General features: G+C 72.0%; 10 protein-coding genes. 5 read left to right on the top strand and 5 right to left on the bottom strand.

Going from position 1 to position 14,275, the window contains the following annotated elements:
* Positions 1–74: 74 nt before the first annotated feature.
* Together AB0A74_RS32125 and AB0A74_RS32130 are read left to right on the top strand one after the other, a co-directional pair.
* The gene (locus AB0A74_RS32125) at positions 75–1,499 is read left to right on the top strand and encodes a WGR domain-containing protein (RefSeq protein ID WP_358255375.1); all 1,425 of its coding nucleotides are present in this window, start codon (positions 75–77) and stop codon (positions 1,497–1,499) included.
* A 99-nt stretch (positions 1,500–1,598) separates the two neighbouring features.
* The gene (locus AB0A74_RS32130) at positions 1,599–2,573 is read left to right on the top strand and encodes a methyltransferase (protein WP_358255393.1); all 975 of its coding nucleotides are present in this window, start codon (positions 1,599–1,601) and stop codon (positions 2,571–2,573) included.
* Between the two features lie 82 nt (positions 2,574–2,655).
* Here AB0A74_RS32130 and AB0A74_RS32135 read toward each other — a convergent pair whose 3' ends face one another.
* On the bottom strand, positions 2,656–3,066 hold the full coding sequence (locus AB0A74_RS32135) for a DUF6220 domain-containing protein (RefSeq protein WP_358255377.1): 411 nt from the start codon (positions 3,064–3,066) through the stop codon (positions 2,656–2,658).
* 97 nt (positions 3,067–3,163) lie between these two features.
* On the opposite strand from AB0A74_RS32135, the gene AB0A74_RS32140 reads away from it, so the two are divergent.
* Together AB0A74_RS32140 and AB0A74_RS32145 are read left to right on the top strand one after the other, a co-directional pair.
* Positions 3,164–3,541: a DUF202 domain-containing protein gene (locus AB0A74_RS32140; RefSeq protein WP_358255379.1), complete on the top strand. Its 378-nt coding sequence runs from the start codon at positions 3,164–3,166 to the stop codon at positions 3,539–3,541.
* The gene (locus AB0A74_RS32145) at positions 3,538–3,804 is read left to right on the top strand and encodes a DUF202 domain-containing protein (RefSeq protein ID WP_358255381.1); all 267 of its coding nucleotides are present in this window, start codon (positions 3,538–3,540) and stop codon (positions 3,802–3,804) included. Before AB0A74_RS32140 ends, AB0A74_RS32145 begins: the two co-directional genes overlap by 4 nt.
* Positions 3,805–3,807: 3 nt before the next feature.
* On the opposite strand, the gene AB0A74_RS32150 is transcribed toward AB0A74_RS32145, so the two are convergent.
* Positions 3,808–4,104, bottom strand: a complete 297-nt coding sequence (locus AB0A74_RS32150) for a hypothetical protein (protein WP_358255383.1) — start codon at positions 4,102–4,104, stop codon at positions 3,808–3,810.
* A gap of 123 nt (positions 4,105–4,227) precedes the next feature.
* On the opposite strand from AB0A74_RS32150, the gene AB0A74_RS32155 reads away from it, so the two are divergent.
* Positions 4,228–6,345 carry a hypothetical protein gene (locus AB0A74_RS32155; RefSeq protein WP_358255385.1) on the top strand — a complete coding sequence of 706 codons (2,118 nt, stop codon included), beginning with the start codon at positions 4,228–4,230 and terminating at the stop codon, positions 6,343–6,345.
* 85 nt (positions 6,346–6,430) lie between these two features.
* Here AB0A74_RS32155 and AB0A74_RS32160 read toward each other — a convergent pair whose 3' ends face one another.
* The 3 genes from AB0A74_RS32160 to AB0A74_RS32170 form a co-directional block, all read right to left on the bottom strand.
* Entirely contained in the window at positions 6,431–7,801 is a 1,371-nt protein-coding gene (locus AB0A74_RS32160; protein ID WP_358255387.1) for a hypothetical protein, read from the bottom strand.
* A 62-nt stretch (positions 7,802–7,863) separates the two neighbouring features.
* On the bottom strand, positions 7,864–8,382 hold the full coding sequence (locus AB0A74_RS32165) for a hypothetical protein (RefSeq protein ID WP_358255388.1): 519 nt from the start codon (positions 8,380–8,382) through the stop codon (positions 7,864–7,866).
* Positions 8,382–14,240, bottom strand: coding sequence for an RHS repeat-associated core domain-containing protein (locus AB0A74_RS32170; protein WP_358255390.1), 5,859 nt, complete (start codon positions 14,238–14,240; stop codon positions 8,382–8,384). Before AB0A74_RS32170 ends, AB0A74_RS32165 begins: the two co-directional genes overlap by 1 nt.
* Positions 14,241–14,275 lie beyond the last annotated feature (35 nt).

Below are 14,275 nucleotides of genomic sequence, written 5' to 3' on the forward strand. Positions count from 1 at the left end.
CCCGCGGCCGGACGCCGGGGATTGTCGTACCCCCTCGCTAGCTTGATCACGAGGTGATCAGAAGGGGGAAGGCGATGTCCGGCACGACGTACCTGGAGCTGTCCGAGTCGGGTGGTGGCGCGCACAAGTTCTACGAGGTGCGCGTCGAGGACACCGAGGTCACGATCACCTACGGGCGCATCGGTGAGCAGGGACAGGTCCGCACGGCGAGCTTCGCCGACCACGCGAAGGCGCTGAAGGCGGCGGAGAAGAAGATCGGCGAGAAGGTCCGCAAGGGCTACGCGCCGGCCGTGAAGGGCGAGCGGCAACGACGTCCGGTGAGCCGGCGGCAGATCGTCAGCACGCGTTCCACCGCCCACCAGGCCCCGGTGCTGTGGCGGTTCGCCTCGGGCGCGCCCGCGTTCGGCATCTTCATCGGCGAGGACCACGCCTGGGTCGGCAACGAGAACGGCGACGTCTACACGCTCACCCACGACGGCCGGGTCACCGGGCGGTTCGGGCTGCCCGACTCGGTCAAGTGCATCGTGGCCGACGACTTCTGGATCTACGCGGGCTGCGACGACGGCCGGGTCTACGACCTGGGGGCCAAGGTGCCGCGGGTGGCCTACGAGATCGCCGACGACGTGGACATCTACTGGCTGGACATCCACGACGGCGTGCTGGGCGTGTCCGACCGGCAGGGCCGGGTGACGGTGGTGGACCACGAGGACGAGTTCCAGTGGTCGATGCCGGCCGGTGGCGACAGCGCGTGGATGGTGCGGTGCTCGGACGAGGGCGTCTTCCACGGCCACTCGCGGGGCGTCACCCACTACACCGGGCGCGGGCGCCGGGCGTGGCACGCCGACACGGTCGGCGAGGTGCTGTTCGGGTGGCAGGAGCGGACCGAGGTCTTCGCGGGCACGAGCCGGGCGTGGGTGCACCGGTTCGCCAAGGCCGACGGGCGCAAGACGGGCGACTACCGTTGCGACGCCCCGGTGTTCTCGTGCGCGACATCGCCCGACGGGGAGTTCGTGTTCGCCGGCGACAACCAGTCCTCGGTGTACTGCTTCGCCGCCGACGGGACACGGCTGTGGAAGCTGGCGACGGGCTGCGGTTCGGCGTTCTCCATGCAGTACCGGGACGAACGGCTGTACCTGGTGACCACGGACGGCTCCCTGGCCTGCCTGGACGCCAGCCCGGCCGCCGTGCACGCCGCCGAACAGGGCCAACTCCCGCCCCGCCAGGACATCAAGGCCGGCGCCATCGCCCGCGTGGAGGCGACGGCGGAGGTCGAGGTCGTCTCGCCGGCGTCCGCGGGCGAGGGCGTCGTCGTGGAGTGCGTGCAGGAAGGCGGTCGCCTGCGCGTCCACGTGATCTCCGACGGCTACGACCGGACGTGGGGCGTGCAGTTCCCGAAGAACATCCGCATCCGGGGTGCGCGCTACCTGGTGTCGGAGATCCTGACATCGGCCAGCGGCTCCTTCTACCGCACGCGAGGTGAGATCAAGCGTCTCGGCTGACGCCGGGACACGGCGAGGGGTGGTGGGCACTGGTGGGCAAGAACTGCTTTGACACGCCTGACAGCGTGGACGGACGTGGACGAACAACAGTTGCGCGCCATGGCCGGACTCGCCACCCCGATGACGTTGCGGGTCGCCGTGACCCTCGGCCTGCCCGAACGGCTCCAGGGCGGCGCGACGACCGCGGTCCTCGCCGCCGACCTGGGTGTCGACGCGGTCGCCCTCGGCCTCCTCCTCAACCACCTGGCCACCCTCGGGCTGGTCGAACGCGCCGGGACCGGCCACCGGACCACCGCGTCCGGTGCGCTGCTCCGCGCCGACGCCGGCAACGGTCTGGCGAACCTGCTGGACTTGACCGCCGCCGGTGGCCGGGCGGAACTGGCGTTCGTGGAACTCGCCCACAGCGTGCGCACGGGCCAAGCGGCCTACCCGCACCGCTACGGGCAGGACTTCTACGCCGACCTGACCGACCACCCGCGCCTGCGGGAGTCGTTCGACCGGCAGATGACCGACCGGTTCCGCGCGCAGGTCCCGCGGGCGGTCGCCGGGTTCGACTGGTCGCGGTTCGCCACCCTGGTGGACGTGGGTGGCGGCCACGGCGGCCTGCTGGCGGCGATCCTGGCCGCATACCCCGGGATGCGCGGCCACCTGGTCGACCTCGCGGCCACCGCCGAAGGGGCCCGCCGGACCTTCACCGCGCACGGCGTGGCCGACCGCGCGCGGGTGACGGCCGGCAGCTTCTTCGACCCGTTGCCGGCCGGGGCGGACGCGTACCTGCTGGTGGACATCCTGCACAACTGGGACGACGAGCACGCCCACCGCATCCTCGCCCGCTGCGCCGAGGCCGCGCGCCCGCACGGCCGGGTGTTGGTGGTCGAAGGGGTGGGCGGGCGGCGGGCGGGCAGCGAGAGCGACCTCGTCATGCTGGTGGTCTTCGGCGGCCGGGAACGCACCCTGGCGGAGTTGCGCGCCCTCGCCGCGCCGCACGGCCTGGTCTTGGACGAAGGGAGTGGTGGTGACGGCGTGACGGACTTGACCGAACAGCGCTGCCTGCTGGAGTTCCGGGTCGCATAGCGCCGGCGGGCGAACCGGGGCGTCACCTCGTGCCGGCGGGCGAACCGGGGCGTCACCTCGTGCCGGCGGGCGAACCGGGGCGTCACCTCGTGCCGGCGGCTCCGGTGCCTGCCGGCGATCCGCCGACCACGCGCCCGGCAACTCTCGCCCGAACGACCAACCCCGTCACGACGGCGATGGCCAGGCCGTTGACGGCGTGCAGGCCGAACACGAGCGCGCCGGCGTCCTCCAGAGAACGCGCGACCCGGGCGATCACCACCTGCGCGGTGACCAGGCCGACGACCAGCAGGGGCAGCCGGATCAGGCGACCGGGCATCCGCGACACGCCCGCCACCGCGGCCAGCAGCACCGCCAGGCTGGAGATCACGTATCCGAACGTGTGATGCGCGCGGTAGAGGGCACCGTCGCCGAACGCACCGCCGGCCGCGAAGAAGAACTCCGCCACCACCGCCAGCGAAAGGACGTGGGCCAGGACGGCGTACAGCCTGCGCATCCGAGACTCCCTGGGATCGGGAACTTCCGTCGAAGCCTCGACAGGGCAGCCGCCCGACATGTCAGGCCCGAAGCGCACGACCTGCCACAATGGACCCATGCGCGACCTGCGGCTGTGGTTCTCCCCCGCCCGGCTGCTCGCCGAGGGCACGACGCCGGACTACCGGTTCTCCCTGGCCAACGAACGGACGTTCCTGGCCTGGATCCGCACCGCGCTCGCCCTGGTCGGCGCGGGTCTGGCGGTGGACCAGTTCCTGCCGGACCTGCACCCCGGGCTGCGCACGGCCGTCGCGCTGACCGCCGTGGGGCTGGGCACGGTGTGCGCGCTGCGGGCGGTGCACCACTGGGTCCGCTGCGAACGGGCCATGCGTCGCGGCGAGCCGCTGCCGGTGACCCGGTTCCCGGCGGTGCTGGCGCTGCTCCTGTTCGGCCTGTCGTGCGCGGTCATCGTGACCATCGTGGTGAGCGGGCCGTGACGGACTCCGGTCTGCAGCCCGAACGCACGCACCTGGCGTGGCGGCGCACCGCGCTGACGTTCACCGTGGTGGCGATCCTGGCCGCCCGCCACGCCGCCGACCACCCCGCCGCCCTCGTCCTGATCACCGCGGCGTGGCTGGTCTTCTGCGGCACCGCATCTACCCGGGGCCGCACGACCACCCGTCCGATTCCCCACCTCACGCCCGTGATCACCGTGTTCTCGGTGCTGGCGCTGGCCGTGGCGGCGGTGCTCGTCCGGTAGCGCTCAGGGACGGCGCGGGTAGATCAGGCGCAGCACGCCGACGCACACCGCCTGCATCGCGAGCGCCAACGTGGCGTGCACGGCCCATGCGCCCACCAGCGTCGGGCCGCCCCACGCCTCGCCGAGCCGCGGGTCCGGGGTGAACGGGTGGCCGAGGGCGCCGACGGTGTCCGGCCACAGCGGGTAGCACCAGCCCCGGGCCACCAGGTACAGCGCGAGCAGCACGAACGGCGTCGCGGCCACCGCGCGGCCGACCCCCGGTCGCGGGCGGACACCGAGACGGGCGAGGAGTGTGCTCATGACCGGGAACGCTAGGCGCGCACGCGGCGCACGTCGTCGTACCGGGGTGCCGTCTTGAGGGTGCTACCGGGGTATCACAAACCCGCGGTGGGGACCGGGGGGTGGCTGTTCTAATTGCCGGTGATGGACGACAGAGTGCTGGTTCAGAAGACGTTGCGGGTGCCGCGGTCGCCGGGTGGGCTTGGGGACGGGCGGGCGGTGGCTCGGCGGTTCGATGCCGTGCTGGTGCAGGTCGGGTTCAAGGCCTCCGGGGAGTTGTTGCGGCACGTTTCCGGGCTGGAGCCGGCCGCCGCTACGGCGTTGACGGTTCGGGTCGTCGCGGCGTTGCGGGAGGTGGTGGGTGGGCATGTCGTGCACAACCCCTACTTCCGGGACTTCCCGCACGGCGTGCCGGACACCCTGGAGTTCTGGTTGGACTGCCTGCGCAAGGCGATCGGGGACGCCCCGCCACCGCCGGTGGTCAACCTGTTGGCGCTGCCCACCTACGGGCGCGTCCAGCACTCGTACGAGGAGATGTTGGCCGCCCACGACGAGTTGATCCCCTCGGTCAAGGACCGGCTCACCGTGCTGCACCTCGGCGGGACCGTCGAGGAGGAGGTCCGGGCGCTGTTCCTGGAGATGGCCGGTAGTCCGGTCCCCTTGAACGAGGCCGACCTGGGCCTGTTCGGGGAGTTGGCCCAGCGGTGCCTGGAGGTGCCGGCCGACGTTCCGGTGCGGGAGAACCGGGCCGTGGTCAACGCGGCCCGGTTGACGGCCGGGCTGCCGCTGATCGGTGTGGACACCGTCACTGACGTGCTGCGGCTGGCCTGTGCGGCGTCGGGAGGGGACCCGACTCTCCTGCGACCGACCCGGTTCCGGTCGTTTCGGCGGTCGGAGCGGCGGGTGTTGATGAGGGCGTTGGACGACGTGGTGGCCGCCGGTCCGGGCAAGCTGGGCGACGTCGGGCTGCACCGCGAGCGGTGGAAGCGGCTGGGTGAGCGGTTGCATCCACATGAGCACGATGCGTCCCCGCATGCCCAGGACGTGTTCGCGGTGGCGCGGAAGACCAAGGTCGTGCGGTCGTTCGCGGGGCGCGTGGAGGAGAGGTTCGGCGAAGGGGACGTTCCCGGGGCGGTTCGGTTGCTGGCCGGCGCGCCCGGCGTGTTGTTCCGGTCGTTGGACCGCGTGTTGCGGGCCGGTGGCGGCGAGGATGCCGTGCGGGCTGTGGAGTCGGTGGTCGACCGGGTGTCGGGGCGGGTGCTGGTCTCGGTGCGCGAGCACCTGGCCAACCGGACCACGCCGGACGCCGCCAGGGTGTTCATCAACCGCGAAGGACGCGGGTGGACCACCGCCGACGAACGACCGCCCCTGGACACCGCCCTGGTCGACCGGATCACCGCCGCGCTGGACGCCGAACTGACCCGCCGCCTGCCCGCCCACGACCACCTGGTGGTGGACCCGGAGGTGCTCAGCCTGGCGGTCCCGTTGTCGGACAAGGCGACCGCGGACGGACTCGGCGTGCTGCCGCGCGGCTCCGAGTCCCGCCTGGACGGTGAGCTGCTCCGGTTCTTCACCCACTGGCGGCAGACCCGGCGCAGCACCGACTTCGACCTGTCCGTGCTGCTGCTGGACGACGACTTCGCCCTCGCCGGACAGGTGTCGTGGACCAACCTCACGTCCGGTGGGGCCTACCACTCCGGTGACGTCACCGACGCGCGGGACGGCGCGACGGAGTTCATCGACGTGCCGCTGGACACCGTGACCGCCCGGTACGTCGTGCCGCAGGTGCAGGTCTTCTCCGGCGAGGGCTTCCCGGACGTCGCCGAGTCCGTCTTCGGCTACATGACCCGCGACCGCGACCAGCTCGGCCGCCCGTTCGAACCCGCCACCGTCCGGATGCGCTCGGACCTGCGCGGCAGCGGACGGGTGGCGGTCCCCGTGCTGTTCCGACGCCACGACGACGGCTCGTGGTCGGCGAAGTGGCTGCACCTCTACCTGCGCGGCGCGGATTGGGGCAACCGCGTGGAGACCAACCACGTGACGGCGTCCGTGCTGGCCCGGTCCATCGTGGAACGGCGGGCGACGACGGTCGGTGACGTCGTGGACCTGTTGCGCGCCAAGGCCGGTTCGTACACCACCTGGACGCCCGGATCGACGTTCACCGAGCCGGTGACCTACATCGGGGTCGAGCGTCCCGACGGGTTGCCGGACGGGTCCACGGTCATCACCCGGGCCACGTTGCGCGCTCTCGTCCCGAACTGACCACCGCCGTGGTACCTTGCGGTTGCGAGGCCATTGGGGAGCTTCCTTCTACTCCACTTCCTAGCTCCCCAGCTTTCCTCCACCGTCAGGGCCCCACGCGGATCCGCAGGGTCTGGCTCTCCCACGCGTCGTGCTCGCGGGTGAACGTGTAGTCGTCCCGGGGCAGCGCCTGCGTCGGGTCCAGGTCCGGCACCTGGTGCACCGGGTGCAGGAACCCGAGCAGCCACGCGCCGTTCGCGTCGTACATCGCCCGCATGATCTCGATCTTGCGCGCTCGGGAGAACGTGCCGCCGGCGACCTCGCGGGCCGTGGCGAACGACCGCAGCTCCGCGCTGCCCGCGACCACCTCGTCGAACAGCCGCACCGCGTGCCGCTCGAAGTCGGCGACGAACCGGTTCCGGTTGGCCACCCGCTGCCGCTCGGACCCGCGGGTGAACCGCATCGGCAGCGCGCTGTCGCCGTAGACGTCCCGACCGGTGTCGGTGACCGGGTGGCTTCGCCAGTCGAGCTGGTAGCGCCGCGGGAACCACCGCTGCCGGTACCCCACGGCCTGCTGCCCCCGGTCGCCGCCGACGGCCTGCCCGGCGGCCCGCAGGAACCGCTCCCCCTCCCCCGCGCCGAGCCGGCACCCGTGGAACTCCAGCGTCGAGCCGGTGTCGAACCGGGTCGCGCTCTGCAGGTGCTCGCTGGTCAGCCGACGGGCCGACAACGCGGCCTCCAGCTGCGCGGCGGAGTGCCAGCGGCCGGCCAGCTTCAACTGGTTGGACGGCTCGATGGTGCCGTGCGCGAAGACGTCCACCCGGCGCACCATCCGCTCGGTCTGCGCGCTCTCGACGGCGGACAACAGCCCGTCGAGCGAGTCGACGCCCTCGACCACGACGACCGTGTCACCGGGCACGGCGGGCCGCCCGAAGTAGGTGCGCGCGTAGGCGGCGGCGTTGCGGATGAACTGGTCGTCGTCGCGGCCGGGCGCGGCCACCAGGACGACGTTGACGCGCGGGCCGTTGCGGGCCAGGCCGTGCAGCGCCGACAACGCGCGCTCGTAGCTGCCGCGCAACCGCTCGGTGAGGGCGGCGTCGCCTTGCAGGGAGTCGGTGATCATGCGCCGGCCGTTGTCGTAGGTCGGCTTCCACGCGGTCATCACGCGGGCGATCTCGGCGAGGTTCGCCTCGGGCGTCGGGTGGGGCATCGCGGGCAGGGCGGGAACGGCCTGCACCATCTCGCGCGTGCGGTAGAAGTCGGCGGCCCCGTCGAAGAACCGCACGAGCAGTTCGACGAAGGTGCGCTGCTCGGAACCGGTGGCGGCCCGCGGCCCGTCCCGCTGGACCGACAGCAACGCCGCCGCGACCCGGTTGCCCGCGAGCCGCTGGAGCGCCTCGACCGGGTGCTCGACCACCGGCCGGGACGCGGCGGCCCGGTCACCACGCCGCCCGAACCCTCTCCGCTCCCGCTCCATCCCACCACTGTCGCGCCCCGGCGGCCGGGCACAACGTCCGCGGGGGCAGCGACAGGGGCGCGTCAGTTGGCCACGATGGCGCGGATGTAGACGTGCTGCGGTTGGGCGGAGCGGTTGACCACGACCCGGACGGAGTGGTCGTTCACCCCGTCGGTCCGCCTGACGGTCCAGCACTCCACCCGGTCGGTGGGAGGGAAGTCCCAGGTGATGCCCGACCTGGCGGGCGGGTGGATCGGGGGTGAGCTTTCCTCGAAGACCGGCCGCCACAGGACGACCGGAGTCGAAGCGTCGATCCCGACGCCGGTGAGGAAGCTCGCCACGCACTCGTCCGGGGCGGTGAAGTCCATGACGATCGTGCTGTCGGCGAACGCCGAGCCCAGGTAGAACTTCGCCGTGTCGCGCGCGCACTCCGGCAACGGCACCGACGACTGCTTCTGCGCGTCTTCGAGCGAGAAACCCGGCTTGCTGCCCGGGTAGGCGTGCGGGTCGGGGTCGTCGCTCATGTAGAGGAGAGCGGCGCCGATCATCGCCGCCGCACCCGCGAGTGCGGCGGCGATGATCGCGAAGGCCTTCAACGGCACTAACGTCTCCGGTCGATGGTGATGGTCTGGCTGCCGCGCACGACGAAGTCGTTGGCCAGACCCGCGTCGGGCATTTGCGACATCAGCGTCAGATCGTACGGCCCGACCTTCTTGTTCGCGTCGAAGTTGTAGTCCTTGATCAGCTCCACGGTGACCGCGCCACGCACGCGGGTGCCGCCGCCGCTCTCCTGGGTGACGGTCACCTGGCCGGAGATCCGGTACTCGATGCTCTGCAACGCGAGCTTGTTGTCGTAGTTGCCGTTCACGACGCCCTCCAGCCAACCGCTGTCGAGGTTGACCGTGCACGACGACTGGCCCGCGCACGCGTTCATCGCGAGGTCGCTCATGTCGCGGATCGGCTCTTCCCGCTGCTGCTCCCAGTTGTCGTCGAGGACGAGGTTGTTCATCTGCTTCGGGCTCAGGATGTAGTCGCTGCCCGACAGGTTCTGCCAGTGCTTGAACAGCTCGCAGGTCAGCGACAGGACCTGGTTGCCGCAGAACCCGAGGGTGAACGCGGCCAGGTGCTGGATCCGCATGTTGATCTCGTCCGCGCGGAGCACGGCCTCCAGGTTCGGCAGCTTCCGGTACGGCTTGTGCTTGGCCTGGTCGGAGCCGTAGGAGGGCTTGCCCTCCGGGTGCTTGACCGTGTGGGGCGCGTTGCCGCAGGCGCTGCAGCTCTGCCAGGGCTTGTCGTCGCCCGCGCCGGCGCAGGCGGAGCCGTCGCCGCGCATCCAGCCGTGGCCGGGCACGTTGTAGCAGGGACCGCCGCGGGGCTCGGTGCCGTCCGGGTCGGTCAGGTTGACCGGGTTGTTGTTGGCGTAGGAGTACCCGTTCCACTGCTGCGGGCTGTCCTGGTCCAGCAACGGGTCCACCGCGGTGAACCGGCCCAGGGTCGGGTCGTACTCGCGCGCCCCGAGGTGGACCGTGCCCGACGCGTCCTGCACGCCGCCGATGAAGCCGTGGCGGTCCGGCCAGGACGCCGGCGGGGTGCCCCGGCCGACGCCGAACGGGTCCTGGTGGCGGCGGGTGACGGCGAGGGTGCCCGCGTCGACCGACGCCGTGCCGGTGCCCTGGTGGTCCTCGATCGTCCACGTCAGGCCGGCCGTGGTCCGGCGCGCGACGGTCTTGCCGCCGTGCGTGTAGAACCGGGTGCCGGTGGCGGTGGTGGAACCGGTCGGGACGAACAGCTCCACGTCGCCCGCGTACAGGGTGGTGCCGGACGGTTCGCGCGTGATGAGGCGGTTGCCGTCGGCGTCGTACAGGTAGCGGGTCGGCTTGCCGGTGGCCGTGTCCGTGTCGACGGCCAGGTGGCCCTCGACGTCGTAGTCCAGCGAGTGGCCCGGGCGCGCGGTGGTGTTGCCCGCCGCGTCGTAGCCGTAGGTCGCCGTGGTCGTGCCGCCGGGGCCGGTGGTGGTGGCCGTCGTCGCGGCGTGCGGCCGGGGCGTGCCCGGGGCCGGGTAGTCGATCTTGGTCTTCGTGTCGCCCGCCGCGGTGTGCTTGACCTGCTCCACCCGGTTGCCGGTGGGGTCGTAGGACCAGTCGGTCCAGTACGGGGCCACGCCGCCGAGCCCGGCGACCGTCGCCGCGACGGAGCACTCCCCCGACGCCGGCGTCCACGCCGAGGTCAGGCGGCGCAGGTGGTCGTAGCCGAAGCACTGGGTGTCGGCGACGTCCCCGATCCGGGTGATGTCACCGGCCTTGTTGTACGTGTACGCCCGGTTGGCGACGGTCTGGTCGGTGGCCGTGGACCGCACCACGAACGCCGACGCCGGCAGGTTGGTGGCGGACTCGTAGGTGTAGGTCGCCGAGACCTGCTTGGGGTTGTTCGCGTCGGCCAGGTTCAGCCGCAGCACCTGCCCGAACGGGTTGTACTCGGTCAGCGACACCAGCTTGGTGCCACCGTTGCCGTCGGCCGCGAACGACTCGGTCGGGTTGCCCAGCGCGTCGTGGGTCCGGTAGACCGTCTCGGCCGGCAGGCCGCCCACGCCGGGCGAGCTGACCGTGGCGACCGCCCCGGTGTTGGGGTCGTAGGTGATCGGGAACGAGTGCGTGCCGCCGATCCCGGCCTCGCTGGTCGGGATCACCACGGTGGTGCCGGTGGGCCGGCCCGCCTCGTCGTACCCGGACACCGCCCGCACGTAGGCCTTGCCGCCGTCGAACCGGACGGCGTTGGTCTCCTTGCCCTTGAGCTTGGTGTCGTAGGCCCAGCTCGCGCGCTTGGGGCCCGACGTCGTGCCCTCGAACATGCCGGTCTTGCGGCCCAGCGCGTCGTAGGTGTACGCCAGCGCCTTGCCCCGGCCGTCGGTGGTCCGCACGACCTGCCCGGCGGCGTCGTACTCCGTGGTGGTGGTGCCCGCGTCCGGGTCGGTCTGCGTGACCTTTCGGCCGAGCAGGTCGTAGCCGAACGTCCACTTGTTCGCGCCCGTGCTGTCGGTGACCGTGTGCTGCAGGCCCGACGGCAGGTACGTGTACGCCGTGGTGTCGGCCGGGTCGTTCGGCCCGGTGCGCGCGCGGTCCTTGAACTGCTGGGTCTTGACCTTCTGGCCCAGCCCGTTGGTGATCACGGCCGACGCGGTGCCGCCGGGCGGCGGGACCGTGGTGACCCGGTCACCGTCGTAGGTCGTGGTGGTCCGCTTGAGCTCCGTGCCGTCGTGCAGGGTGATCACGGCGGTCGGCCGCCCGGCCGAGTCGTGCTGGGTCACCGTGGTCATCGGGACCGCGTTGTCCTGCACGACCAGCAACGACGGCTGCGGCGCGGTGCTGTTCCAGTACTGGCCGTGCGCCTTCCACGCCCGGCCCTGCGAGTCGTGCAGGGTGTCCTCGACGACCCGGCCGCCCTGGGCGTACGGGGTCGGCGACTGCGTCTGCACGGTCCGGCCCAGGCCGTCGATGAGCACGTAGCTGGTGGCGTACTGGCCGGAGGCCAGCAACCTCTTCGCCGTGACCACGCTCGGCGTGGTGGTGTTCACCGCGTAGGCGAAGGTCGCGTCGGCGGGCGAGGAACCCTTGGTGTGCCCGGGCCGCCAGACCGCGGTGAGCCGGCCCAACGGGTCGTGGGCCAGGTCCGTGCGCAGCCCGGAACGGTCCACCTTGCCGGTGACCACGCCGCTGGCGGGGTTGAGCTCGTCCACGGTGGTCAGGCGCGTGGCCGCGCCCGCGATCGTGACCGGCGGCGCGCTGGTCTCGATCTTGGTGACCGGGCTGCCGGTCGCCGGCGTGTAGGTGGTGTTCGTGGTGCGGTTGAGGGCGTCGGTCACCGACACGACCCGGCCGTAGACGGTGTCGTAGCCGGTCTTGACCGTCGGCGTCTGGAACACCGGCGTGCCACCGGACGGCCAGTCGGACAGCGTGTGCACCTCGGTCGTGTCACCCCTGGTCGGCGCGACCCCGTAGGCCTGGCCGTCGAACAGGGTGCGCACCTCGGAGATGATGTTCGCGCTGCTCGCGGCGTTGGCCTCGGTGCACGGGCCGGACACCTTCTGCACCGACTTGGGCAGGGTGAGCAGCCACGCGCCCGTGTTCTCCGCGTAGGTCGTGCGGGTGCACGAGGTCTGCTTCTGGTCGTCCACGTCACCCTCGGTCTGCACCGCGGTCGGCAGGCCGTGGCCGTTGAAGGTGGTCGCGGTGCGGGACGTGCGCCACTTGTTCGACGCCGCGAGCCACACCCTCTGGCGGGACACGCCGGTGCCGACGTGGTGGGCCTTGACGCCGTTGGCGTCGGTCGCGGTCGCGCCGGAGGACCACGGGTCGTTCAGCGTGGCCGCGATGACGTTGCCGTCCAGGTAGGTCAGCGTCTCCAGCGCGAAGGCCGAGTACTGGTCGCTGTCGGTGGTGTTCTCGCCGAGCGAGTTGGCGACCGCGACGGACCTGGTGCCGGAGGCGGCCTTGTCGCCGTCCATGCCGCGCAGGTACCGGGTCTGGGTGACCGTCCGCGGCCCGGCCTCGTCGTCGGGGTTGCCCGTGGTCGTCTTGACCACGCCGTAGCCGCGCCACTGCGACCACGTGCGGTACTTGTCCTCCTGGAAGAAGTTCTCGTCGAAGTGCCAGGCTCCGCCGTCGAGGTAGTCGTAGTGCACGCGGACCTGCTTGCCCAGCGTGGTGCGGCCGTCGGTGTTGACGTCGGTCACGACGTACTTGTTGAACCAGTCCAGCACCGGGTCGTTCGCGCCGCCGGGCGTCCAGTGCACCGGGTAGCACCGCGTGGTGTTGGTCGCCGGGTCCGGGGTGCCGGACTGGCAGTCCGGCTCGGAGTAGGTGACCGTGGTGGTGCCGCCCAGCTCACCGGTGATCGCGGTGATCCGGTGGCGGGACAGGCTGGTGTAGTTCTGCGAGGCCAGCGTCCGGTTGGACTTGGCCGTGCCGCCGAACGTGGTCGCCGGGAGCGCGGCGCTGCCGCCCACCAGGCCGGTGCGGGTCACGCTGTCCAGCCACAGCGACGGGCTGTCGCCGCTGCCGGTGGCCGGGAACGAGTGGGCCAGCGCCCACCGGTCGGCGTCCAGCCAGCCGCCGGACCCGTTGGCCACCTGGGTGGTGATCGTCGTGAGCTTGCGGCGGGTGAAGAACGACGGCGAGACGACCTTGCACACCGCGCCGGGCGCGCACAGGCGGTCGGCGGGCACGTCCGGCCACGAACTCGCCGTGCCGGTGTTGAGCTGACCCGGGTCGCAGGTCACCGCGCCGCCCGGGACGCACCGCTCGGCGGTGTCGAACAGCACCCGGGCCGGGGCCTGGGCGAAGTTGCCGCCGGCCGCCGCGTTCAGGCCGTACTCCATGCGCAGCAGGTGGCCGCCGCGCACGTAGGAGGTGCCCGCGGTGGTGACGTTCATGTTCTGGCCGTAGGCGTTGACCTCCGGCTGGTAGTAGTACACGACCGCGTTGCCGTGGGTGTCGATCACGTGGTCGAGGTTCCAGCGCCACGCCTGGGTGCACGCCGACGCCGCGAACGTGGCCTGGTGGCACGGCTCGCCGCTGTTGTTGCCGTAGACCGGCGCGGTGAACGTCGACTGCGTCTCCGGCTTGCCCGCCGACCAGCCCGGCACCCGGTTGAGGCCGAAGAAGTACTGGGTGCCGTCGGGCGTGGTGACCTTCCAGTGCTCACCCTCGCGCGCCCCGTTGACCGCGCCGGTCAGCCGCTCGACGCGCGAGCCGTCCTCGTTGCGGGGCCGCCACGCGCCGGTGGCGGTGTCCTTGACCAGGACGGTGCTGCGGCCGGCGTAGGAGATGGTCGCGTTGTCGCTCGCCCAGCACAGGTCGCCGGTCTTGGTCTGGCCGTTGTTGCCGCCCAGGTCCTTGGCGCACGGCTTGTAGGAGCGCTCGACGAACCCGCCCGTGCCCAGCGTCCAGCCGTCGCCGATCCAGGAGGGCTGGTTGTTGGTGGCCGAGGTCGCGCCGTCCACGGTGGCCGACGAGTAGGACAGCGACAGCGCCGGGGTGTTGCCGCCCAGCGCCGCGGGCAGCTTGATCGGGTAGTTGTAGGTGAACGCGCCCGACGAGCCGCCCGCGGTCCACGTGCCCGACGGGGAGAGCGGCGTGGCGGTGTAGTCGCCGGAGCCGCTGTCGCCCTCGGCGGTGGCGGCGAGCACGGTGGCCGTGGCCAGCGTGGTCTCACCGACCAGCGCCTTGTCCCGGTTGGTGTGCTCGACCGGGGTGGCGACGTTGCACTCGGGCCGCTCCGGCGTGGACAGGTGGCAGTCCGGGTAGGACACCAGGCGCAGGCGGCGGCCGTAGTCGCCGCCGAACGCCTCGGCGAACCCGGAGTAGTCCAGCCGGACGGTGATCGGGCCGGAGGTGTCGCCGGACTTCGGGCTGACGCGGTAGAGCGCCCGCCCGTCGCGCCGGCCGAGCGACTCGACCTCCACCTTGCCCGCCGCGCGGCTCGCGGGGCAGATCGGAA

The sequence above is a fragment of the Saccharothrix sp. NPDC042600 genome (assembly GCF_040647305.1).
Classification (GTDB): Bacteria; Actinomycetota; Actinomycetes; order Mycobacteriales; family Pseudonocardiaceae; genus Actinosynnema; species Actinosynnema mutabilis.